Here is a 20,761-nt window from a genome sequence, read left to right as displayed (position 1 = left end):
GCATTCGGCGAGCCCCGGGCGGCCGTCCCGCGGGTCGGCGGTGCCGAGGCACCGGGTCGGCAGTCGGGGAAGGGCAGGCGCCGCCGTCCTGACCGAAGTAGGGCTGCTGGGGCGCCTACCCGCGCCGCTCCGCCTCGACCAGTTCCCGCGTGCGCGGGGCGACCTCGTGGGCGTAGCGCTCGAGGGTGGTCCGGTCGTCGGACATGAGGACGAAGCCGGAGACGCCCTCGGCGAGGGCGAGATCGGCGAGCTCGTCCGCCCACTGTTCGGGCGGCCCGACGAGCAGCCCGCCGCGGTCCTGCGCGAACCGGCCCTCGACGTTGAGCAGCCTCCGGACCGCCGCGGGGTCCCGGCCGGCTGCCGAGGCGCCCTCGTCGATCAGGGCGTTCATGGCGGTGAGGGAGGCGGGCCCCTCGGGCAGGTAGGAGAGGCTGGGCAGCCAGCCGTCGGCGAGACGGCCGACGAGCCGGAGCATGCGGGGGCCGAGGGCGCCGATCCAGATGCCGATGTCGTGGCCGGGCGCCGGGGCCCGCTTCGCGCCGGCGACGTGGTGGAACTCGCCGTCGACCCGGACGCCGCCGCGCTCGTCGGTGGCCCAGAGGCCGCGGAGGATCGCGATCGCCTCCTCGAGGGCCGTCACCGCCTGGCCCGGGGCGAGTCGCCGGCCGCCCATCGCCTCGATGCCGTCCCAGAAGGCGCCCGCGCCGAGGCCGAGCTCGAGGCGGCCGCCGCTGAGCCGGTCGAGGCTCGCGGCGCTGCGGGCGAGCACGGCGGGCGGACGGAGCGGCAGGTTGAGGACGTCGCCGGTGAGGCGGATCCGCTCGGTCCGGGCGGCGACGACGGACAGCAGCGTCCAGGCGTCGAGGAACTGCGGCAGGTACGGGTGGTCCTGGAGGGCGACGAGGTCGAGACCGGCCCGGTCGGCCGCCACCGCGAGCTCCACGGCCTGGTCGGGCGGATCCGCGACGGGGGTCACGAAGGCGCCGAAGAGCAGGTCGTGTCGGTAGTCGGGCACGCGTCGAGGGTGGCGCCGGACCGACCCGCGGGGCAAGGGTCCACGGCGGGACTCGAGGCGGGGCGCCGCGGTGGGGCGTGCATGACGCACCCCCGCCGCAGCGGCGCCGTCAGCCGCGGACGCCCTGCCGCACCCAGGCGACGGCGTCGGACACGCTCACCCCGCGCGGCCGCCAGTGCAGCCGGGTGCAGACGTCCTGGAACGCCTGCGGGGTCAGGGTGTGCCGGAGCTGCAGGTTCCTCACCTGGTCGACGAGCTGTGCCGGGGCACCATGGGTGTTGAGGTAGTCGACGAGCTGGGGAAGCGGGTGCACGGGTCCTCCTCGGGGGGAGCGTCTCGGGCGCCGGGTCCGGCGCCGGGGAGAACACTTCCGGGCGGCCCGAGGAGCGGGCTGTGCACGACGTGTCCGAGCACTGTGAGGACCCCGCCGGGCCCGGCACCGGACGAGCGTGACGGTTCCCCGGGAATCCGGCAGGAGGTCACCCTCCGATCATGTCGCCGCGCACTCGTCGTCGTCCGTGATCACTCGATCCGCCGGGAGACCTCGAGGTCTTCCAGCGGCGCCGGCATCACGCCGACGGGGGACGACCTCCGGTTGCGGGGATGTGTTACCACCGGTAACGTTACCGCCGGTAACGCCAGCAGTCGTCGATCCGCGAAGGAGCGACCATGGACGACACCATTGCCCTGGGCCGCACGCTCACCAGCGCCGACCGGGGCGCCGACACGGCCGACCGGGCCGTCGAGGGGGACCTCGGCGATGTCGCGCGCCGCCTGCTGCGCTCGTCGGAGATGCTGTCCTTCGACCCCGTGCAGGAGGTCGACTGGGAGACGCCGCTGGACCGGGACTTCCACGGCGCGAGCCCGGAGTGGAGCACCCTCTACGGCACGGCGTACTGGGACGAGATGTCCCCGGAGCAGCAGCGCGAGCTGACCCGGCAGGAGTCGGCGTCCGTCGCGAGCACCGGCATCTGGTTCGAGATGATCCTCCAGCAGATGGTGCTGCGGGACTTCTACGCCGAGGACCCGACCGACCCGGCCTTCCAGTGGGCGCTCACCGAGATCGCGGACGAGTGCCGCCACTCGATCATGTTCGCCCGCGGTGTGGCCAAGCTGGGCGCGCGCCCGTACCGGCCGAAGCGCTCGGTCGTCGAGCTCGGCCGGGCCTTCGCGGCGCTCGCCGGCGGCGAGGCGGCCTACGCGGCGATCCTGGTCGCCGAGGAGGTCCTCGACGTGATGCAGCGGGACTGGATGCGCGACGAGCGCGTGGTCCCCTTCGTCCGCACGATCAACAACATCCACGTGGTGGAGGAGTCCCGGCACATGAAGTTCGCCCGGGACGAGGTCCGCGAGCGGATGCGGGGCGCGAGCGCCCTGCGCCGCCAGGCCGACGCCGTGGTGATCGCCGGAGCGGCCTACCACATCGTGACCAGCATGGTCAGCGACGACGTCTACGAGGCCGCCGGGCTGGACCGCAGGCGGGCCGTGCGCGAGGCGCGCGCCAACGAGCACCACAAGGCGATGCTGCGCTCGAGCTGCGCCGGGCTGATGGAGTTCCTCGGCTCGGCCGGGCTGCTCACGCCGGCCGCCCGCGCGGTCTACCGCCGGGCGAACCTGCTCTGACCGGCCCCGACGAGGCCTGAGCAGCCCGGACGAGCCCCGACGAGCCCTGACGACAGGTTTCCCGCGATGCCGTACGCGATCACCCAGACCTGCTGCACCGACGCGTCCTGCGTCGCGGCGTGCCCGGTCAACTGCATCCACCCGACGCCGGACGAGCCGGACTTCGGCACCACGGACATGCTCTACATCGACCCGCGGTCGTGCATCGACTGCGGCGCGTGTGCCGACGCGTGCCCGGTCGACGCCATCCACCCGGTCGACCTCCTGAGCGCTCCGCTGAAGGGGTACGCGGACGTCAACGCCGAGTTCTACGCGGACCGGCCGACGTCGGCGGTCGACGAGGCCGAGCGGACCCCGGTGTTCCACCGCTGGGGCCCGCCCACCTTCGACCACACCGTCCCGGCCGGCTTCCCGGCGCTCGACGTGGCCGTGGTCGGGACCGGGCCCGCAGGGATGTACGCCGTGCAGGACCTGCTCCTGCACACGAACGCGCGGGTCACGCTGTTCGACCGGCTCACCGTCGCGGGCGGGCTGGTGCGGTTCGGCGTCGCGCCCGACCATCCGTCGACCAAGCGGATCGGCGAGTCGTTCGCCCGCCACCACGGCCACCACCGGCTGCGGCTGCGGTTGGGGGTGGAGGTGGGCCGCGACGTCACGCACGCGCAGCTGGCCGCCGACCACGACGCGGTGATCTACGCCGTCGGTGCCGCGGAGTCCCGTTCGCTCGGCGTCCCGGGGGAGGACCTGCCCGGCAGCCTGGCCGCCACCACGGTCGTCGGCTGGTACAACGGCCATCCCGAGATCGCGCCGGGCGCGGTCGACCTGTCCTCGGGGCGGGTGGTCGTCGTCGGCACCGGGAACGTCGCGCTCGACGTCGCGCGGATCCTCACGGCCGACCCGGCCGATCTGGAGGACACCACGATCGCCGGCGCGGCCTTGGACCTGCTGCGCGGGTCCGGCGCGCGCGAGGTCGTCCTGCTGGCCCGCCGTGGCCCGGACACCGCCGCGTACACGCGGCCCGAACTGATGGCGCTGCTCCGCCGGGAGGGCGTGGAGGTCGTGGTCGACGACGCCGACCCGCGCACCGGGAAGGCGATCGACGAGGCCGTGCCGGGCGAGCACGCGGCGCTGCTGCAGGAGGCGCGCCGCGAGGTCGCGGACTGGTCGGCGCCGGGGCCCGACGCTCCGCGCCGGCTGGTCCTGCGGTTCCACTCCTCGCCCACCGGGGTCACCGGCTCGGGCCGCGTCGAGGCGGTGCGGGTGACCGGTCCGGACGGTGAGGTGGAGATCCCGGCCGGGATGGTCGTCCGGGCCGTCGGGCATCGCGGGCGGCCGCTGGCCGGCCTGCCGTTCGACGACGCCACGGGCACGGTCCCGAACCACGAGGGCCGGGTCGAGGGCATGCCCGGCAGCTACGTCGTCGGCTGGATCAAGCGCGGCTCCACCGGCGGGATCGGTGCCAACCGCACCGACGCCGCCGAGACCGTCAAGGCCCTGGTCGACGACGCCGTGCAGGGCCGGCTCCCGAGTCGGCCCCGGCGGCGGATCCCGCTGCCGCTGCTGGGTTCGCGGCGGCGCCTGGCCTAGGCGATCCCGGCCCGGGCGGCGAGGTCGGTGCGGGTCAGCAGCCCGGCGAGCCGGCCGTCGCGCAGCAGGACGGCGTGTGCGGCGCCGGCGGCGTCGACGCGGGCGAGAGCCTCCTTGGCGGTCTCGCCGGTACCCACGGCGACCGGCGGCGGGCCCGCGAGCCCGCCCACCGGCGTCGCCGGGTCCCGGCGGGCGGCCTCGGCGGCGAGCACCGCCGGGTCGAGCGCCCCGAGGACCTCGGAGGCGGCGGTGGCGAAGTCGGGGCTGCGCCCGGGCAGGACGACCGGGATCACGGACTGGCCGTGCGCCGGGCCCGCGGCGAGCGCGGCGGCCTCGCCGAGCGGCGTGCGGGTGGTGACGGCGTGCACCGGCGCGGCGGCGTCGGCGAGCAGCCCGGGGCGGTCGTCGTCGAGGAACCCGAAGCGGCGCAGCCAGTCCGCGGAGTGGTATTTCGACAGGTAGGCGCGACCGGAGTCGGGGAGGACGGCGACCACGGTGTGCTCGGGCCCGAGCCCGCGCGCGACCCGCAGCGCCGCCGCCACGACCAGCCCGGACGAGGCGCCCACCAGCAGTCCCTCCTCGCGGGCGAGCCGCCGCGTGGTCAGCACCGACTCGCGGTCGGGGACCGCCTCGATCCGGTCGACGACGTCCTGGTGGTAGGACAGCGGCCAGGTGTCGTCGACGGTGTCGGTGTGCCGGTAGTGGCCGGAGGCCTCGACGAAGAACGGGCTGCCGTCGCCGCCGTGGTAGACCGAGGTGGCGGGGTCGGCGCCGACGACCTCGACGCGGCCCACCTCCTTGAGGTACCGCCCGGTGCCCGAGATCGTGCCGCCGGTGCCGATCCCGGCGACGAGGTGCGTCACGCGGCCCTCGGTCGCGGCCCAGATCTCCGGCCCCGTCGTCGCGTGGTGGACCGCCGGGTTCGCGGGGTTGTCGTACTGGTCGGCGAACCAGCCGCCGGGCGTCTCCGCCGCGATCCGCTGTGCCAGCCGGTTGACGTGCTCGGGGTGTTCGCGCGGCAGGCTCGCGGACGTCGTCACGACCTCGGCGCCGTAGGCGCGCAGGATGTCCAGCTTCTCCATGGAAACGGTGTCGGGCAGGACGACGACGATCCGGTGCCCGCGGACCGCGGCGGCCTGCGCGAGCCCGATCCCGGTGTTGCCCGAGGAGGCCTCGACGATGGTGCCGCCGGGCGCGAGCGATCCGTCGCGCTCCGCGGCGAGCACCATCGCGGCGGCGGCCCGGTCCTTCACCGACCCGCCCGGGTTGAGGTACTCGGGCTTGACGAGCACCGTGGCCGCGAGACCGGCGGTGAGCCGGCGCAGCCGGACGAGCGGGGTGCCGCCGACCAGGTCGATGAGCGAGTCGTGGATGACCATGGAACCGGACGATGCCACAGTGTCGGACGCGGGCACGGGGTCGGACGCGGGCACGGGGTCGGACGCGGGCGCGGGGTCAGACGCGGGCACGGGCGACGACGTCGCCGGGGGCGCCGAGGGCGCGCAGGTCGGCGAGGACCCGCTCGCGGTCGCGGTCGGCCGGGAAGAACCCGCCCAAGGGGGCGGCGGGGCGGAACTGCTCGAGCCGGAAGGGGTTCCAGCGGCGGGCCGGGCGGTCGGTGCGGCGGGCGGTGCGGGTGAAGGTGATGCTCATGGCCGTGCTCCCTGTCGGTGTCCGCGGGGCTCGTTCCCCGCTGGACACACGGTCCCGCCGATGCGCCGGCGGCACTGTCGGCTCGGTGCCCGATCCGCCGGGGGAACGCGGTGTCGGGCGATCGGGGGACAGGCTCAGCGCGCGGCGGCGCTCCGGTCGTCGTCCCCGTCGCCGGTGTCGCTGCCGGTGTTGCCCTCCCCGCCGTCCCCGCCGTCGCCGCTGTCCCCGCTGTCCCCGCTGTCCCCGCTGTCGCTGAGCAGGGGCGAGCGGACCAGCACGAACGTGCCGAGGAGGAGCGCGGCGCCCCCGGCGGCGGCCATGGCGTACCAGGCGCCGCCGCGCACCTGCTCGTCGTAGACGACCACGCCCCACGCCGTCGCGAGCAGCGGGTTCGCCAACGTGAAGCCCGGCTGCGAGGCCACCAGGCTCCCGGCCTGCAGCGCGGTCTGGAGCAGGAAGAACGACAGCGGCCCGACGACGATCACCGCCCAGGTCTGCCAGGCGGTGAGCACCCCGGTCACGCCCTCCCGCTGCGCGATCGCGCCCACCGCCGCGACCAGCACCGCGACGTAGCCGAACGCCGTGCCGGTCCCGACGCCGAGCCACCCCGCGCGGGCCGCGTCGTGCGTCGCGCGGCCGGCCGCCACGGTCCCGCCGACGACGAGGGCGACGACGCCGGAGCCGATCGCCCACATCCAGCCCGGCACGCCGACCGGGTCGCCGCCGTGCGGGGCCAGCGCGACCACGACCAGGGCCAGCCCGGCCGCGAGCACGGCGATCGCCGTCCACTCCTGGCGGCCGGGGCGCGCGCCGAAGGTCCACGCGGCCAGCAGCACCGTGAAGGGCAGCTCGGCCACCAGCAGCGGCTGCACGACCGCGACCCCGGCCAGGGTCAGCGCCACGGCCTGCACGAGGAACCCCACGATCACGCAGCCGATCCCGCCCAGCCAGGACCGCTGCCTGACCAGGTCGAACAGCAGCCCGATCGAGAACTCCCGCTCGGCGGGCTCCTCGCGGGCCGCCTTGCGCTGCAACACCGAGGCGGCCGCGTTCAGCGCCGCCGCCACCACTGCCAGGACCGCACCCACGCGCCCGGATAGCCGTTCCGCCGGGACTCGAACCGCCGACGGCGACGAGTTGCGGACGAGTTGCGGCGACGGGTTGCGGCGATGAGTTCCGGCGCCCGGCCCGGTCCACCCCACGAGAGCACGGACAGCACGGACGGACGCACACGGACCCGACACACGCACCGACCCGACGGAGGACCCGCCATGAGCACGCTCGACACCACCCTCGCCCTGACCCGCCGCAGCACCGGCGGCACCGACGCCACCGCTGGTCACCGGCCCGCCCGGAGACGCCGCCCGGCCCGCCGTTCACCCGGCGGGCCGGGCGAGCACCCGGCACAGGGCCTCCAGCGCCCCCGTCCAGGCCGACGACGACGGAGCGGCGTACCCGACCACCAGCGCATCCGGCCGGGGCGGGGCGTCGGGATGGCGGAAGCGGTCCAGGCCCTCGACCGCCAGCCCGTGCCAGGCCGCCGCCCGCAGGGCGGCGGCCTCCGCCGTGCCGGGCGGCCCGTCCCCGGCGGGCAGCTCGACCAGCGCGTGCAGGCCCGCCGCCAGCCCCCGCACCACGACGCCCGGCACCCGGGTGGCCAGGGCCGCGACGAGCTCGTCCCGGCGCCGCCGGTAGGCCTGCCGCCGCTCCCGGACGTGCCGGTCGTACTCGCCGGAGGTGAGCATCCCCGCGAGGACCAGCTGGTCCACCGCGGACACCCGGGTCCCGCCCTCCGCCGCGACCGCCCGCTCCCCGCGGGCCGGTCGCCGGGGACGGCACGCGGCGCCACCCGGGTGCCCGAGCCCTGCCGCGCCGTCAGCCAGCCCTCGGCGACCAGCTCCGCATAGGCGTCGGCGACGGTGTTGCGCGCCAACCCGAGGTCGACGGCCAGCGAGCGGGAGGACGGCAGCCGCGTGCCGGGCGGCAGCCGCCCGCTGCGCACCGCCTGGCGTAGGGCCTCCATCAGCCCCGACCGCACCCCGCGGCCGGGCGCGAGATCCAGATGAAGATCCGAAGTGGCCCGCGAAACCATGCCGGAAGTGGACCACATCCGGGTGCCACCCGGCGCCTACCGTCGCACACGTGACCATCACCGAGGAGACCTCCGCCCCCGGCCGCAACCCCGAGCACGCGCCCCGGCTCGCGCTCGCCGAGCTCGTTCCCGACGTCTACCGGGCCATGGCGCGCTTCGGCGCCGTCGCCGGCCAGGGCCTCGAGCCCGCCCTCGTCGAACTCGTCAAGATCCGCGCCTCGCAGCTCAACCACTGCGCCTTCTGCCTGGACATGCACACGAAGGACGCGCTGGCGCAGGGGGAGTCGGTCGAGCGGATCGTGCAGCTCTCGGCCTGGGAGGAGTCGGCGCACTTCTACTCGCCGCGCGAGGTCGCCGCCCTGGCACTGACCGAGGCGGTCACCGTGCTCACCGACGGCTTCGTGCCCGACGACGTGTGGGAGCGCGCCGCCGGGCAGTTCGACGAGACCGAGCTCGCCCAGCTCGTCGCCGCGATCACGGCCATCAACGCCTGGAACCGCTTCGCCGTGTCCACGCGGATGGTGCCGGGCCACTACCGGCCGCAGCGGCGCTGAGGCAGCTCGTCCGCCGCGGGCCGGCCCGGAGCCGGCGGGCCCCTCTTGAAGGAGCCCACAAGCCGTCGGACCAGGGGCGAGTGACAGTCCTCGCCCGCCCGACGACCCTGACGCCATGACGACGCGCCCCGGCGAGCTGCTGATCACCGACTTCCTGCGCCGGGCGCGCCGGCACCATCCCGGCCGGGAGATCGTGGCGTACGCGCACGGCGAGGAGGTCCTGCGCTACGACTACGCCGCCTACGCCGACCGGGTGCACCGGCTCGCGGGGGCGTTGCGCCGGCTCGGGGTGCGGCCGGGGGACCGGGTGGCGAGCCTGGCCTGGAACCACCACCGCCACCTGGAGCTCTACGCGGCGGTCCCGCAGGTCGGGGCCGTGCTGCACACGCTCAACCTGCGGCTGTCCGCCGAGGAGATCGCCTACATCGCGGGGCACGCCGACGACCGGCTCATCGTGGCCGACGCCGAGCTGGCCCACCTGCTCGACGGCGTCCAGCCCGAGCTGGGCGTGGTCGACACCGGCGACGCCTACGAGGCGCTGCTCGTGGAGGGCCCGGCCTACGACGGCGAGCCCGGCGTGCGCGAGGACGATCTCGCCGTCCTCTGCTACACCTCCGGCACCACCGGCCGGCCGAAGGGGGTCGGGTACAGCCACCGCGGCCTCTACCTGCACACCTTCGCCGCCTGCCTCGCCGACGGGCACGCGATCTCCGCCGCGGACACCGTGCTGCACGTCGTCCCGATGTTCCACGCCAACGCCTGGGGCGTCCCGTTCGCGGCCACGATGACCGGGGCCACCCAGGTGCTCCCCGGACCGCACCCGACGCCGGCCGAGATCGCCCGGATCATCGAACGCGAGAAGGTCACCTACGTCGGCATGGTGCCGACGGTGGCCGTCGACATCCTCCGGCACGTGCGCGAGCACGGCGGCGACCTGCGGAGCCTGCGCGCGCTGGTGCTCGGCGGCTCCACCCCGAGCCTCGCCCTGATCCGCGACCTCGAGGAGGTGCTCGGCGTCCCCGTCTACCAGGGCTGGGGGATGACCGAGCTGTCCCCGATGGCCAGCTTCACCCGCCCGCCGCGGCCGATCGCCGACCGCGAGGAGCACCGCCGGCGCACCCAGAGCCAGGGCCGGCTGCTGCCCGGCCTGCAGTGGCGGATCGTCGACGACGCCGGTGACGAGCTCCCGTGGGACGGCGAGTCCGCGGGGGAGCTGCAGGTCAAGGGACCGTGGGTGACCACCGGGTACTACCTCGGCGAGGCCCCCGAGCGGTTCGACGACGGCTGGCTGATGACCGGGGACGTCGCCGTGATCGACCCGGACGGCTGGATGCGGATCGTCGACCGCGCCAAGGACCTGATCAAGAGCGGCGGTGAGTGGATCAGCTCGCTGGCCCTGGAACAGGCGCTGCTGGCCGACCCCGACGTGGCGGAGGCCGCCGTGGTCGCCGTGCCGCACCCGCGCTGGCAGGAGCGGCCGCTGGCGCTCGTGGTCCTGCACCCCGGCTCGACGGCGACGGGGGAGGAGCTGAAGGCACGGCTCGGCGAGCGGGTGCCGCGCTGGTGGCTGCCCGAGCGCGTCGAGGTCACCACCGAGCTGCCGCGCACCAGCGTGGGGAAGCTCGACAAGCGGTCGCTGCGCGAGCACTGGTCGGCCGGCGTCCACGCCTGATCCGCAGCACCGGCCGGGGCACGGAAGAGGGGCCGCGGGGGAGAACCCCCGCGGCCCCTCGTCGTCGTCCGGGTCAGGGCGCCACGAACACCGCCGTGGTGTGCTCGGTGTCGAGGAACTCCTTCACCGAGCTGATCTTGCCGTCCCGCACGGTGAACACGAAGTGGTACAGGTTGTTGTAGACCCGCCCGTTCTTCAGCTCCGCGTACGACTCGGTCTCCACCGCGACGCGCTCGCCCTCGGCGGTGAACGCCAGCGGCGTCAGCCTGATCGCGCCGGTGGTGGTGCCCTCGGCGATGCCGCCGAGCATCTCGCCGAAGCCGGCCTTGTCCTTGGTGCCGGAGATGCCCGGGATGTTCCCGGCGACCCACCACGTGGCGTCGTCGGTCAGCGAGCCCAGGATCCCGTTCACGTCACCGGAGGAGAAGACCTCCATGAACTCGGTGACGACCTTCTTGTTCCCCTCCTCGAGCGCGCCCACGTCAGACCCCCGCCGGAGCCTCGACGCCGAGCTTCTTGAGCTCGGGAACGACCTTCTCGCCGAAGAGCTTCATGCTCGCCCGGACCTTCTCGAACGGCAGGCCCGCGAACGACGGCGCGATGCTCGGGTGGTGCGGGCCGAGCACCTCGAGGCGGTGCTTGTACTTCTCGATGCACTGCTCGGGCGTGCCCCAGATCTGCGTGTCCGCGTAGCCCGCGGCGGCGGCCTCCATGCCGGCCTCGCGGATCATGTCCGCGCCGACCTGGTAGGCCTCGTAGCCCTTGGTCTCGCGCCAGTGCTTGCCGGCGAAGTCGTAGTGCTTCACCACGGAGAGGAAGTAGCGCGAGAGGTACTCGCGGGCGGTCTTCTCCGCCTCCTCCGGGTCCTCGTGGCAGTAGATGAAGTCCTGCGTGTGCACCGGCAGCGGCTCGGTGCCGTGCTCCTCGCGGTAGATGTCGCGGTACCGGTTGATCGACTCGGCGTGGACCTCCGCCGGGTACTGCATGAAGGTCATCATCCGGGCGCCGACCTTGGCCACCGCGGGCACCGAGTCCGGCGACATCGCGACGCCGTAGATCCGGCCGGTCCAGTCGTACTCCGGCGCGGGGCCGGGCCGCACGACCGCCTTCGGCTGCGGGTAGAAGGGCCCGTCGTTCTCGACGTACCCGTTCCGCAGGCCCGCGACGATGACCGGGGCGGCCTCGTCGAAGCGCTGGCGGGACTCGTTCATGTCCACGCCGAACTGCTCGTACTCCATCTTCGCCAGGCCGCGGCCCATCCCGAGCAGCACCCGCCCGCCGGACAGGTGGTCGAGCATGATCGCCTTCTCGACCACCCGCAGCGGGTTGTTCCACGGCAGGATCACCGCGCCCGTACCCAGCTTGATCCGGCTGGTCCGCCCGGCCAGGTAGGTCATCAGCTGGAGGTTGTCCGGGCACATCGAGTAGTCGTCGAAGTGGTGCTCGGCGGCCCAGACGGAGTCGAAGCCGTACTCCTCGGCCAGGACGCCGAGCTCGGCCTCCTGCCGGAACATCTCGCCGTCGGACAGGTTCTCGTGCCAGTTCTGGAACACCAGCAGCACACCGACATCCATGTGGGCGTCCTTCCGTGTCTCGTCCCGCGTCGACTCTTGCCTAACGACTGTTAGGGAGGCAGATTGTGACGGTAGTCGCAGCGCCCTGCCGAACCAACGACGTCGAGGGAGAGCCATGGCGAGTCCTACAACGGTCCGCCCGGAGCCGCCGCAACAGGACGTGACCGCGGAGTTGACGCTGGTCGTGCGCGCGGCGCGCGCCGAGCTCGGCGCCGCGCGCTGCGTCGTGTACGCGCGCCGGGCCGACGGCGACCTCGCCCGCCTCGCCGCCGACGGCGACCCGCAGTGCTGCGTGCACACCAGCGCCGCGGTGCCACTGCTCGTCGAGGGGGAGGTCGCCGGGGTGCTCGAGGTCGAGCGCCCCGCCGTCGACGGCCGACCGCCGGACGACGCCGCCGCCGAGTACGACGCCACGGCCGCCGCCCCGTACGCCGGGCTCGCCGAGACGATCCTCGGGCGGGAGCGGCAGGCCACCGTCGGCGCCCGGCAGCGCCGCGAGCTCGCCGAGCTGGGCCGGACCCGGGAGCTGCAGCGGCGGCTGTCCGCCGCCGTGGCCAGCGGGACCGAGGGCGACGCCCTGGTCGCGCTGCTGGCGTCGTTGCTCGGCACCGGCGTCGGGCTGCTCGACGCCGCGCTGCACCCGGTGACCTGGAGCGCCCCCGAAGGGCCCGCGGTGCTGCACGAGTCCTCCTTCCTGCCCGGGACCGCCCGGGTCAGTGCGGCGCTGGCCGACCTCGGACCGGAGCGGACGACGGCGGTGCTGCCGCCCGACCCCGACGCCGGCCTGATGCGCCGCCACCTCGTCGCCGCCCTGGTCGGTGAGGGGGAGGTGTCCGGCTACCTCGACGTCGTCGAGACGGGGCGGCGGCTCGGCCCGGCCGACGCCGCGGTCGCCGAGTACGCCGCCGCCGTGCTGGCCCTGCAGTCGTTGTCGGAGACCCGCCGGGCCCAGGCCGTGGTGCAGGCCCGCGACGACGTCCTCGGCGAGCTGCTGCGTGGCTCCCGCACCCCCGACGACCTGCGGCGGATGGCCGCGCACGTCGGCCTGGAGGTGGACCGGCCGCACCTGCTCGTCCGGCTGCCGGTGGCCGACGGGCGCAGCGCCCGGGACGGCCGGGCCCCGGCCTCCGCGCTGGTGGCGGACGCCCTCGGGGTGCCGGTGCTCGCGATCGCCGAGCCCGACGCCGTCGTCCTGCTGGCGGGGCTGCCCGCGGGCAGCGCCCCGGAGGCCCGGGTGAAGGCCCAGCTGGGGGCGGTGCTCGACCGGCTCGGGCCGTTGACCGGCTGCCGCCGGGCCGTCGTCTCGGCCGTCTGCCGGCGGGTGGAGGACTACCCGGCGGCGCACGCCGAGTGCCGCGACGCGGAGGCGATCGTCGCCGGGTTCGGCGGCCGGCCCGGGGTGCTCGACGCCGCCGACTTCCGCACGCTGCGGCTCGTGGTGAACGGCGAGCGCACCTCGGTGGCGGTGCGGTTCGCCGAGACGCTGCTGGGTCCGCTGCGCCGTAACGACGCGGAGACCGGCGGCGACCTGACGGACACGCTCCGGCACTACCTCGCCTGCGGCGCGCAGGTGCGTGCCACGGCGAAGGTGCTGGGCGTGCACGAGAACACGATCCGCTACCGCCTGGGCCGCATCGAGCACGTCGGCGGCCTCGACCTGCGGCGGTTCGACGCCCTGCTGGCGGCCCAGCTCGCCCTGCAGGTCGACGACCTGGCGCGGGGCGGCAGCGCCTGAACCGCCCGCCCGTGGTCCGAGCCCGCGTGGTTCGATCTTCGGGGCGGCGCCGACCGGAGGGGGATCCACGGTGACCCAGGCACAGGCGACGCCCGCCCGGGCGACGCGGGCACAGGCGAGCCGGCCGCGCAACGCCGCGCGCCGCGCCGAGCTGGTGGCGGTGGCGAGCCGGCTGTTCCGCGAGCGCGGCTACCACGGCGTGGGTATGCGGGCGATCGCCGAGGCGGCCGACATCCAGGCGGCCTCGCTCTACCACCACTTCGCCAGCAAGGAGGAGCTGCTCCTCGAGTCGATCTACGTGGTCGACCGCGACCTGGTGGTGGACCAGCTGCCGATCCTGGAGGGCGAGGGGACGTACCGGGAACGGCTGGAGCGGCTGGTCCGCGGGCACGTGGGGCACATCGGCGCCAACCGGGACGCGTGGTGGGTCGCGGGGCGCGAGCTGCGCGCGCTGTCGCCGGGGAAGCTCGACGAGGTGCAGGTCTACCGGCGCCGCTACCAGCACGGTCTCGGCGACTTCCTGGCCGCGGGCACCGCGGCGGGCGAGTTCGCGTGCGAGGACCCGCGGCTGTCCGCGCTCGCCGTGCTGGACATGATCAACGGGCCGAACGAGTGGTGGGAACCGGGTGGCCGGCTCGCCATCGACGAGCTGGCCACCCGGTACGCCGCGCTGGCGCTGCGGCTGGTGGGCGGGGACCCCGAGGGGACCGCCCCCGGGCCGGGTCAGGCCAGGAAGCGCAGGAGCTCGGCGCGGTAGGTGTCGGGGTCCTCCAGGAAGGGCGCGTGCCCGACGCCGGCGAACTCGACGAGCCGGCCGTCCCGGCAGAGCTCGATGCCGGCCTGGGCGCCGGAGAAGGACACGAACGCGTCGTCCGTGCCGTGCAGCGACAGCACGGGCACCGACAGGCCGGCGAGCAGCTCGCGCTGGTCCAGGTCGATCAGCCCCCGCATCGTGTCGGCGGCCCGCGCGCCGGTCTGCATGAACTGCAGCCAGATGGCCTGCAGCACGTCGTCGGGCACCGGCTTGGCGCACACCGCCGAGGCGATGCCGCGGAAGGTCGACGGCCGGTCCGCGGCCAGCCCGGCGAGCACGGCCTCGGTGTCGGCGGGTGCGCCGCCGTGCGGCCAGCCGTCGGTCGCGGTGTAGCGCGGGCTCGCCCCGCCCGTGAGGACGACGCCCGAGATGGCGTCACCCAGCTCCGCGGCGGCCGCGACGACGACCGCGCCGCCCAGCGACCAGCCGTTGAGCACCGGGCGGTCCAGGCCCAGGTGCCGCACCAGCGCGGCGACGTCCGAGGCGATCGCCTCGACCGAGACGTCGTCGAAGTCCCTGTCCGAGCGCCCGCACGCGCGGTGGTCGATCAACGCGACCTCGTGCCCCGCACCCAGCAGTGCGGTGAGCGTGGTGTCCCAGCACTCGCTCGTCGCGCCCCAGCCGTGCACCAGCACGACCGGGCGCCCGCCGGACCCGCGGTGGTGCTCGTAGTAGACCTGCTTGCCGTCGCGCTCCAGGTACGCCATGTCGTCTCCTTCTCGGGGGTGGGGGCCGTCGTCGGCTCAGGCCGCGAGCCGCTCGCGGACCTGCGGCATCACCTTGGTGGCCAGGTACTCGATGCGCTCGGAGCCGCTCTCGACGGGCTCGCCGGGCAGCTGCGCCCAGAAGTGCACGTCGCGGATCTGCGGGCGCTCGCGCAGCAGCGCGGTCAGCTCGGTGACGGCGGTGTCGGCGTCCCAGAGGAGGTAGGCGCCGGCGTCGACGATCTGCTGCGGGTCGGTGAAGCGCGGGGTGGCGTCGGGCGGGCCGAAGGCGCCCCAGGAGATGTACTCGTTGAGCTGGTAGAGGGCGTGCTCGCCGATCCGCGCCCAGGTCCGCTCCGGGTCCTCCGCGATCACGGCCCACTGGCCGGCGTAGATCCGGGCCTCCTCGACGGGCCTCCCGAGCGCGGCGACGGCGTCGAGATAGGCCTGCTGGTGGGCGTTCTGGGTGGAGAGGAAGCCGTCGGCGATCCGTGCGGCCCGGGCGATCGCGGGCTCGGCCATCGCCCCGACCAGCAGCTGTGGCGCCGTCTCCGGCCGCGGGGTCACGGCCAGCCCCTCGGGAAGCGCGTACCGCTTCCCGGAGAAGCCGCTCGCGTCGCCGGCCCAGGCGCGCCGGATGATCTCGACGCCCTCCTCGAGCAGGCTGGGGCGGTTGCGCACCGTCTGCCCGAACGCCGCGAACTCGCGCTCCCAGTAGCCCTGCCCGACGCCGAGGTCGAACCGGCCCCCGGTGAGCAGCGAGAGCGTCGCCGCGTCCTCGGCCAGCCGAACGGGGTTGTGCAGCGGCGAGACGATCAGGTTGGTGCCGATCCGCAGTTTCGCGGTGCGCTCGCCGATCGCCGACGCCAGCACGAAGGGGGAGGGGCTGTATCCGTCGTCGCAGAAGTGGTGCTCGGTCAGCCAGACCGAACCGAGGCCCTTCTGCTCGGCCCAGGCGATCTGGTCGAGGACCTCGCGGTAGAACGAGCCGAACGGCCGCTCCGGGTCCGGGTTGCGGAAGTCGTACCAGAGCCCGAAGACCGGTCCCGTGCCGTCCACCTGTGCCTCCTTCGTCGGGTGCCGCAGGAGCGTCCCGGGGCGGGGCGGGGGTGTCATCCCCCTCGTGCGCGCGGCGTTGTCGACGTCCCCAACCGGGCCGGAGGAGTCCTGTGGACTCTCCCAACACCCCCGACGCGCCGCCCTGTCGGTCGCGGGGGGCGGTTCCTACCGTCGGGCGCCGTCGTCGTCGACGAGGCGGCGTCGGACAGGGTCGAAGAGGATCGAGAGGAGCAGCTCGTGTCGGATCTTCCCCCGCTGCAGGAGGCCACGCTGCGCGACAAGGTCGCCGTCGTCACCGGCGCCGCGCAGGGCATCGGCCGGGCCACCGCGCTCCGGCTGGCCGCCGAGGGCGCGCTGGTGACGTGCGCGGACATCAAGGACACCGCCGAGACCGTCGCGCTCGCCGAGAAGGAGGGCGGGCAGGCCGTCGGCGTGCAGCTCGACGTCCGCCGCGCCGCCGACTGGGAGGCCGGGATCGCCGGGGTGCTCGAGCGGCACGGCCGGGTCGACCTGCTGGCCAACATCGCCGGCATCGTGAACATGCAGAGCGAGGACACGGTCGTCGGGCTGACCGAGGAGGCGTGGGAGAACGTCCTCGCGACCGACCTCAAGGGCGTCTGGCTCGGGATGCGGGCGGTGATCCCGTCCATGATCGAGGCCGGCGGCGGCCGGATCGTGAACATCAGCTCGCTCGCCGCGCTGCGCGGCCTGCCGAACCTCGCCTCGTACTCGGCGGCGAAGGGCGGCGTGATCGGGCTGACCCAGCAGGCGGCCTTCGAGTACGGCCCGCGGAACGTCCTGGTCAACGCCATCGCGCCCGGCACGATCGACACCCCGATCCTCGGCGACATCACGCCGGAGATGAAGGCGGCCAACGCCCGCGCCCACATCATCGACCGCCTCGGCCTGCCCGAGGAGATCGCCTCGATGGTGGCGTACCTGTTCCGCGAGGGCCGGTTCGTGACCGGGCAGGTGTACCCGGTCGACGGCGGGTGGTCGGCCAAGGGCAACTACTGACCCGCGCCCTCCTCGGGCGCCCGGGCGCGCGGGCGGCCGCCGTCCGCCGGTCACTATCCTCGGGGCCGTGTCGGCGTCGACCGGAGCGTTCCGCCGGGGCCGGGCATGACGGCCTCGCCCGAGCTCACGCTGCGTGCCCTGTCGTCGGGCCTGCTCGCGTTGCCCTGGGACCAGCCACTGGGGGAGTGGAGCCCGGCCGAGGTGCCGCTGCGCGACATCGCGGTCGGACCCAGCCGTCACCTCGTCCGGTTCGCGGAGTGCGACGGTCTGCTGTGGGCACTGAAGGAGCTGCCGCACCGCATCGCGCGCAAGGAGTACGCGGTGCTGCGCACGCTCGAGGACCTGGCGCTGCCGGCCGTCCGACCCGCCGGGGTGATGTTCCAGGCGGAGGACACCGCGATCCTGGTGACCCGCTACCTCGAGGGCTCGTGGCAGTACCGGCGGCTGTTCATGCGGCTGCCGCCGAACCGGCCCGCGCACCGGGTCCGGCTGTTCGACGCGATGGCCGGCCTGCTCGTCGAGCTGCACCGGCACGGCATCTTCTGGGGTGACTGCTCGCTGGCCAACACCCTGTTCTCCCGCGACGGCCAGATCCTGCAGGCCTGGCTGGTCGACGCCGAGACCAGCGAGGTCCATCCGTCCCTGTCGGACGGGCAGCGGCAGATCGACCTGGACATCCTGGTCGAGAACGTCGCCGCCGGGATGGTCGACCTCGCCGAACGGCTCGACCGGCCGCCGGAGATCCACGACCAGCTGATCGACGAGGCGCTCGCGATCCCCGGCCGCTACCGCGCCCTGTGGGACGCCCTGCACACCGAACCCGTCTTCTCCTTCGGCGACCGCTACCGCGTGGAGGGCAAGATCCGCGAGCTCAACGAGCTGGGGTTCGCGGTCGAGGAGGTCACGCTGCGGCCGACCGGCGACGGGCCCGGCACGTTGCGCCTGCAGGTCGCGGTGGGGGACCGGCGGTTCCACGCCGACCAGCTGCGTGCACTCACCGGGCTCGACGCCGGTGAGGGCCAGGCGAGGATCCTGCTCGGCGACCTGCACGCGCACCAGGCCGCCCGGTCGCGGCGGCGCGGACGCGAGATCGGCGAGGCGCAGGCCGCGCGGAGCTGGCGGGACGAGGTGTTCGAGCCCGGGACCGCCCGGGCGCACGCCGCGCTGGGCGGGGTCGGGTCGCCGATCCAGGCCTACTGCGACCTGCTCGAGGTGCGCTGGATCCTGAGCGAACGGGCGGGGGCCGACGTCGGCGACGGCCGCGCCCTCGCCGCGCTCGCCGGTCGGGCCCCCACCGACTCGGCCGCCCGCGGGGCGGTCGCGGAACCGTCGGGGCCGGGGGAGGGGTAGGGCCGGACCGCCGGGTCGACGGGGATAGGGCCGGGGGCCCGAGGCAGCGGGGAATAGGGCCGGGTCCGGGGTCGGAGGGGATGGGGCCGGGCCCCGGGGCCGCCGGTGTGAGGCTCGGGGTCGGGGGCTCGAGGCCGCGGCCGGGAGGTCGGGAGGTCGGGAGGTCAGGGTTTCGGGCGACGCCGGAGGGCCGTCGTGGGCACCTCCGACGTCGCCGGCGTGCGGTTCCCAGGGGAACCGACGGGTCCTACTGGATGGAGAGCTCGTTGTCCGGGTCGACGGCCGGCTGCTCGGCGGTCGGCTGGTCGGTCGGCGCGGGCGGGTTCAGCACGTTCATGATCGGGCCGAGCACGTCGGGCGCCCCCGTGGGCGCCGGCAGCGGGGAGCGCGGGAGGCCGCTCGGACCGAGCGGGCCGTCGTGCGCGGGGCCGCGGGCGCCGTCGCAGCAGTTGTCGTGCTTCGCGTGCTTCTTGTGGTGGCCGTTCTTGTGGTGACGATCGTGATCGCCCTTGCGGTGATCGTCGGTGCGGTGATCGTCGCTGCGCTGATCGGCCTTGTGGTGATCGCCGTGGTCGGCCGTGTCGTCCTTGTCGGACTTCTCCGTCGTGTGGCCGCCCTTGTCCGAATGGCCGTCGTACCCTGCGTCGCCGGCGAACGCCAGGCCCGGCGTGATCACCGCGAGGGGCAGGACCGCCGCACCGACCAGGGCCGCGCGAGTCGTCGTGCGCATGAGGAGCTCCTCTCGTCCGTCCGGGGACCTCGTCGTCCCGCCTCCTCAGCGGCGGTGCCGACGGGCGTCATCGGGTGCAACGGCTGGCGATCGCGACAGGGGCGAGGCTCCACACGAAGGAGTGACCGCAGTCACTGTCGCACCGCGGGTCCCCAGCTCCCGCGTGCCCGTCCACCTGCTGGCACAGGGCCCACGTGGACGCTGGGCCCCCCACCGACGCGGGGCCCGCCGCCCACCGACGCAGGGCCCGCCGCCCACCGACGTTGGGCCCGCCCACCGACGCAGGGCCCGCCCACCGGCGCTTGGCCGCCCGGCTGTGCAGGGGCGCCCAGCTGCGCGGCGCGAGCAGGTGCTGCAGCGGCTGACCGAGGACCGGATGCCGGTCGCCGCCACGCTCCGGAGCGGCCAGCTCCAGGTCGTGCCCGCCGACGTCACGCGCGGCGCCTTCCGCCTACTGTGCGGGGCCCGCCTACCTGCGCGGGGCCACCCACCAATGCAGGGTCGCGACGAACAGCGCGACGGCGATCAGCCCCGGTCCGCAGTGCACGGCCAACACCCCGGCCAGGCTCGGTCCTCCCCAGTCGTTCTCGTAGCTCGCCTGGTCGGCCAGGTCGATCCCGAACGGCTCGGCCACCGCCCGCCCGATGAGGTACAGCCCCACGATCCCCACCAGCACGAGCCCTGGCCGCCTCATGTCGGCGACGCCAAGCACGAGGGCGGCCCCGATCACTGCAGTACGCCCCCGTCTTGGAGGTGGGGTGGGTGTGTGGTCGACGTCGCGGCCCGGCCACAGCTCCTGCGCTGCAGGTGGCGCAGAACTGGGCCACCCACTCGGCGGGCGTGCCGGCGAGCCGGGCGAGCGGCGCGAGGGCGTCGGGGACGTCGCGGACGAACGCGTATGCCGCTGCTCGTCTGTGAGGATGTCGATCGTCGAGGGTGGCGCGAGGGCGTGGCAGGACCGGTCCTCGGGCCTCGTGACCTGGTGGAGTAGGGCGGTGCGGGACCAACCGGCGCTGCGCGGCCGAGCCCCGACCGTGGAGCGCGCAAGTGTCGTCCGTTACGAGCCCCTGGTCGTCGTTGTCGGCGAGCCCCGCCGCTGCCCGACAGCCAACGTGGCCACATGCGACGCCGACGCGGGGCATCGGACGCTGTCGCTGGCGTCGAGGAGGGTGCCGTCGAGGGACGGATAAGCCGGGTCGTCGCTGCGGCGGGTCGCGGGAGCACGGTTGAGTCGCGGCGGGGACGCGAGACGGCTGCGAGCGGTCTCGCCGGGGCCCACTCGACGGCGGTCGGTGCCGGCGAACCGGTCGGTGACGTGGGTGGATCGTCGCGGCGGCCGGTGTCGCGGCGGCCGGGGAAGCGCGCAGGGGAGGGTGCCGGGCGCGTAGCGGCGCCCTTGGCCCACGGTGAAGTGCGGCGGCGTGCAGCCGACCCAATTCGCGTGACTACGCGAACTCAGCGATCCGCGGACCTTCGCGGGCACCCGTGAGATTCCACGTTCGTGGTCGGGTGCGGGGTGTCTGGTCCGGGTCGATCCAGACCGGGGGCACGAACTCCGGGATCCCGTCGCGTAGTCGCACGA

The 20,761-nt window shown here is 74.8% G+C and carries 20 protein-coding genes and 1 pseudogene; 8 read left to right on the top strand and 13 right to left on the bottom strand.

Annotated features, from left to right (window positions below):
- Nucleotides 1–115: 115 nt before the first annotated feature.
- The gene (locus tag LWC33_RS30905) at nt 116–1,015 is read right to left on the bottom strand and encodes an LLM class flavin-dependent oxidoreductase (protein ID WP_233308237.1); all 900 of its coding nucleotides are present in this window, start codon (nt 1,013–1,015) and stop codon (nt 116–118) included.
- A 109-nt stretch (nt 1,016–1,124) separates the two neighbouring features.
- Nucleotides 1,125–1,328: a hypothetical protein gene (locus LWC33_RS30900; RefSeq protein WP_233308236.1), complete on the bottom strand. Its 204-nt coding sequence runs from the start codon at nt 1,326–1,328 to the stop codon at nt 1,125–1,127.
- Between the two features lie 356 nt (nt 1,329–1,684).
- On the opposite strand from LWC33_RS30900, the gene LWC33_RS30895 reads away from it, so the two are divergent.
- Both LWC33_RS30895 and LWC33_RS30890 read left to right on the top strand, forming a co-directional pair.
- Nucleotides 1,685–2,638 carry an AurF N-oxygenase family protein gene (locus LWC33_RS30895; protein ID WP_233308235.1) on the top strand — a complete coding sequence of 318 codons (954 nt, stop codon included), beginning with the start codon at nt 1,685–1,687 and terminating at the stop codon, nt 2,636–2,638.
- 66 nt (nt 2,639–2,704) lie between these two features.
- Complete coding sequence (locus LWC33_RS30890) at nt 2,705–4,225, top strand: FAD-dependent oxidoreductase (protein WP_233308234.1); 1,521 nt, start codon at nt 2,705–2,707, stop codon at nt 4,223–4,225.
- Here LWC33_RS30890 and LWC33_RS30885 read toward each other — a convergent pair.
- The 5 genes and pseudogenes from LWC33_RS30885 to LWC33_RS36330 form a co-directional block, all read right to left on the bottom strand.
- Nucleotides 4,222–5,604 (bottom strand): PLP-dependent cysteine synthase family protein, encoded by a 1,383-nt coding sequence (locus LWC33_RS30885; RefSeq protein ID WP_233308233.1) that lies wholly within the window; start codon nt 5,602–5,604, stop codon nt 4,222–4,224. The two genes, LWC33_RS30890 and LWC33_RS30885, sit on opposite strands and share 4 nt — an antisense overlap.
- Nucleotides 5,605–5,680: 76 nt before the next feature.
- Complete coding sequence (locus tag LWC33_RS30880; protein WP_233308232.1) at nt 5,681–5,878, bottom strand: hypothetical protein; 198 nt, start codon at nt 5,876–5,878, stop codon at nt 5,681–5,683.
- Between the two features lie 134 nt (nt 5,879–6,012).
- A complete protein-coding gene (locus LWC33_RS30875) occupies nt 6,013–6,966 on the bottom strand; it encodes a DMT family transporter (RefSeq protein ID WP_233308231.1) in 954 nt (317 codons plus the stop codon).
- 288 nt (nt 6,967–7,254) lie between these two features.
- Nucleotides 7,255–7,656, bottom strand: coding sequence for an aminotransferase-like domain-containing protein (locus LWC33_RS36335; RefSeq protein ID WP_233308247.1), 402 nt, complete (start codon nt 7,654–7,656; stop codon nt 7,255–7,257).
- Nucleotides 7,657–7,784: 128 nt separating this feature from the next.
- Nucleotides 7,785–7,901, bottom strand: a pseudogene (locus LWC33_RS36330) (GntR family transcriptional regulator); the annotation flags it as partial.
- A gap of 119 nt (nt 7,902–8,020) precedes the next feature.
- On the opposite strand from LWC33_RS36330, the gene LWC33_RS30860 reads away from it, so the two are divergent.
- Together LWC33_RS30860 and LWC33_RS30855 are read left to right on the top strand one after the other, a co-directional pair.
- Complete coding sequence (locus LWC33_RS30860; protein WP_233308230.1) at nt 8,021–8,524, top strand: carboxymuconolactone decarboxylase family protein; 504 nt, start codon at nt 8,021–8,023, stop codon at nt 8,522–8,524.
- A 115-nt stretch (nt 8,525–8,639) separates the two neighbouring features.
- Complete coding sequence (locus LWC33_RS30855) at nt 8,640–10,196, top strand: long-chain-fatty-acid--CoA ligase (protein ID WP_233308229.1); 1,557 nt, start codon at nt 8,640–8,642, stop codon at nt 10,194–10,196.
- Nucleotides 10,197–10,269: 73 nt separating this feature from the next.
- On the opposite strand, the gene LWC33_RS30850 is transcribed toward LWC33_RS30855, so the two are convergent.
- Both LWC33_RS30850 and LWC33_RS30845 read right to left on the bottom strand, forming a co-directional pair.
- Nucleotides 10,270–10,677, bottom strand: coding sequence for a nuclear transport factor 2 family protein (locus LWC33_RS30850; protein ID WP_233308228.1), 408 nt, complete (start codon nt 10,675–10,677; stop codon nt 10,270–10,272).
- A gap of 1 nt (nt 10,678) precedes the next feature.
- Nucleotides 10,679–11,770, bottom strand: a complete 1,092-nt coding sequence (locus LWC33_RS30845; protein ID WP_233308227.1) for an LLM class flavin-dependent oxidoreductase — start codon at nt 11,768–11,770, stop codon at nt 10,679–10,681.
- Between the two features lie 115 nt (nt 11,771–11,885).
- On the opposite strand from LWC33_RS30845, the gene LWC33_RS30840 reads away from it, so the two are divergent.
- Together LWC33_RS30840 and LWC33_RS30835 are read left to right on the top strand one after the other, a co-directional pair.
- Nucleotides 11,886–13,505 carry a PucR family transcriptional regulator gene (locus LWC33_RS30840; protein ID WP_233308226.1) on the top strand — a complete coding sequence of 540 codons (1,620 nt, stop codon included), beginning with the start codon at nt 11,886–11,888 and terminating at the stop codon, nt 13,503–13,505.
- A 70-nt stretch (nt 13,506–13,575) separates the two neighbouring features.
- On the top strand, nt 13,576–14,262 hold the full coding sequence (locus tag LWC33_RS30835; RefSeq protein ID WP_233308225.1) for a TetR/AcrR family transcriptional regulator: 687 nt from the start codon (nt 13,576–13,578) through the stop codon (nt 14,260–14,262).
- On the opposite strand, the gene LWC33_RS30830 is transcribed toward LWC33_RS30835, so the two are convergent.
- The gene (locus tag LWC33_RS30830; RefSeq protein ID WP_233308224.1) at nt 14,229–15,026 is read right to left on the bottom strand and encodes an alpha/beta fold hydrolase; all 798 of its coding nucleotides are present in this window, start codon (nt 15,024–15,026) and stop codon (nt 14,229–14,231) included. The genes LWC33_RS30835 and LWC33_RS30830 overlap by 34 nt on opposite strands.
- Before the next feature lie 36 nt (nt 15,027–15,062).
- Nucleotides 15,063–16,082: an LLM class flavin-dependent oxidoreductase gene (locus LWC33_RS30825; RefSeq protein WP_233308223.1), complete on the bottom strand. Its 1,020-nt coding sequence runs from the start codon at nt 16,080–16,082 to the stop codon at nt 15,063–15,065.
- A gap of 237 nt (nt 16,083–16,319) precedes the next feature.
- Between LWC33_RS30825 and LWC33_RS30820 the strand changes: the two genes are divergently transcribed.
- Entirely contained in the window at nt 16,320–17,099 is a 780-nt protein-coding gene (locus LWC33_RS30820; RefSeq protein WP_233308222.1) for an SDR family NAD(P)-dependent oxidoreductase, read from the top strand.
- A gap of 105 nt (nt 17,100–17,204) precedes the next feature.
- Entirely contained in the window at nt 17,205–18,449 is a 1,245-nt protein-coding gene (locus tag LWC33_RS30815) for a DUF4032 domain-containing protein (RefSeq protein ID WP_233308221.1), read from the top strand.
- 247 nt (nt 18,450–18,696) lie between these two features.
- On the opposite strand, the gene LWC33_RS30810 is transcribed toward LWC33_RS30815, so the two are convergent.
- Nucleotides 18,697–19,179, bottom strand: coding sequence for a hypothetical protein (locus LWC33_RS30810; RefSeq protein ID WP_233308220.1), 483 nt, complete (start codon nt 19,177–19,179; stop codon nt 18,697–18,699).
- A gap of 469 nt (nt 19,180–19,648) precedes the next feature.
- Nucleotides 19,649–19,873: a hypothetical protein gene (locus tag LWC33_RS30805; protein ID WP_233308219.1), complete on the bottom strand. Its 225-nt coding sequence runs from the start codon at nt 19,871–19,873 to the stop codon at nt 19,649–19,651.
- Nucleotides 19,874–20,761: the final 888 nt, after the last annotated feature.

Source organism: Pseudonocardia terrae (assembly GCF_021343995.1).
Lineage (GTDB): Bacteria > Actinomycetota > Actinomycetes > Mycobacteriales > Pseudonocardiaceae > Pseudonocardia > Pseudonocardia terrae.
This window is presented reverse-complemented; position numbering and strand designations above follow the sequence as displayed.

Coding starts and splice junctions, on each gene's coding strand:
- LWC33_RS30895 (WP_233308235.1), top strand. CDS start 1,685: ATGGACGACACCATTGCCCTGGGCCGCACGCTCACCAGCGCCGACCGG.
- LWC33_RS30890 (WP_233308234.1), top strand. CDS start 2,705: ATGCCGTACGCGATCACCCAGACCTGCTGCACCGACGCGTCCTGCGTC.
- LWC33_RS30885 (WP_233308233.1), bottom strand. CDS start 5,604: ATGGTCATCCACGACTCGCTCATCGACCTGGTCGGCGGCACCCCGCTC.
- LWC33_RS30880 (WP_233308232.1), bottom strand. CDS start 5,878: ATGAGCATCACCTTCACCCGCACCGCCCGCCGCACCGACCGCCCGGCC.
- LWC33_RS30855 (WP_233308229.1), top strand. CDS start 8,640: ATGACGACGCGCCCCGGCGAGCTGCTGATCACCGACTTCCTGCGCCGG.
- LWC33_RS30845 (WP_233308227.1), bottom strand. CDS start 11,770: ATGGATGTCGGTGTGCTGCTGGTGTTCCAGAACTGGCACGAGAACCTG.
- LWC33_RS30840 (WP_233308226.1), top strand. CDS start 11,886: ATGGCGAGTCCTACAACGGTCCGCCCGGAGCCGCCGCAACAGGACGTG.
- LWC33_RS30830 (WP_233308224.1), bottom strand. CDS start 15,026: ATGGCGTACCTGGAGCGCGACGGCAAGCAGGTCTACTACGAGCACCAC.
- LWC33_RS30815 (WP_233308221.1), top strand. CDS start 17,205: ATGACGGCCTCGCCCGAGCTCACGCTGCGTGCCCTGTCGTCGGGCCTG.
- LWC33_RS30810 (WP_233308220.1), bottom strand. CDS start 19,179: ATGCGCACGACGACTCGCGCGGCCCTGGTCGGTGCGGCGGTCCTGCCC.
- LWC33_RS30805 (WP_233308219.1), bottom strand. CDS start 19,873: ATGAGGCGGCCAGGGCTCGTGCTGGTGGGGATCGTGGGGCTGTACCTC.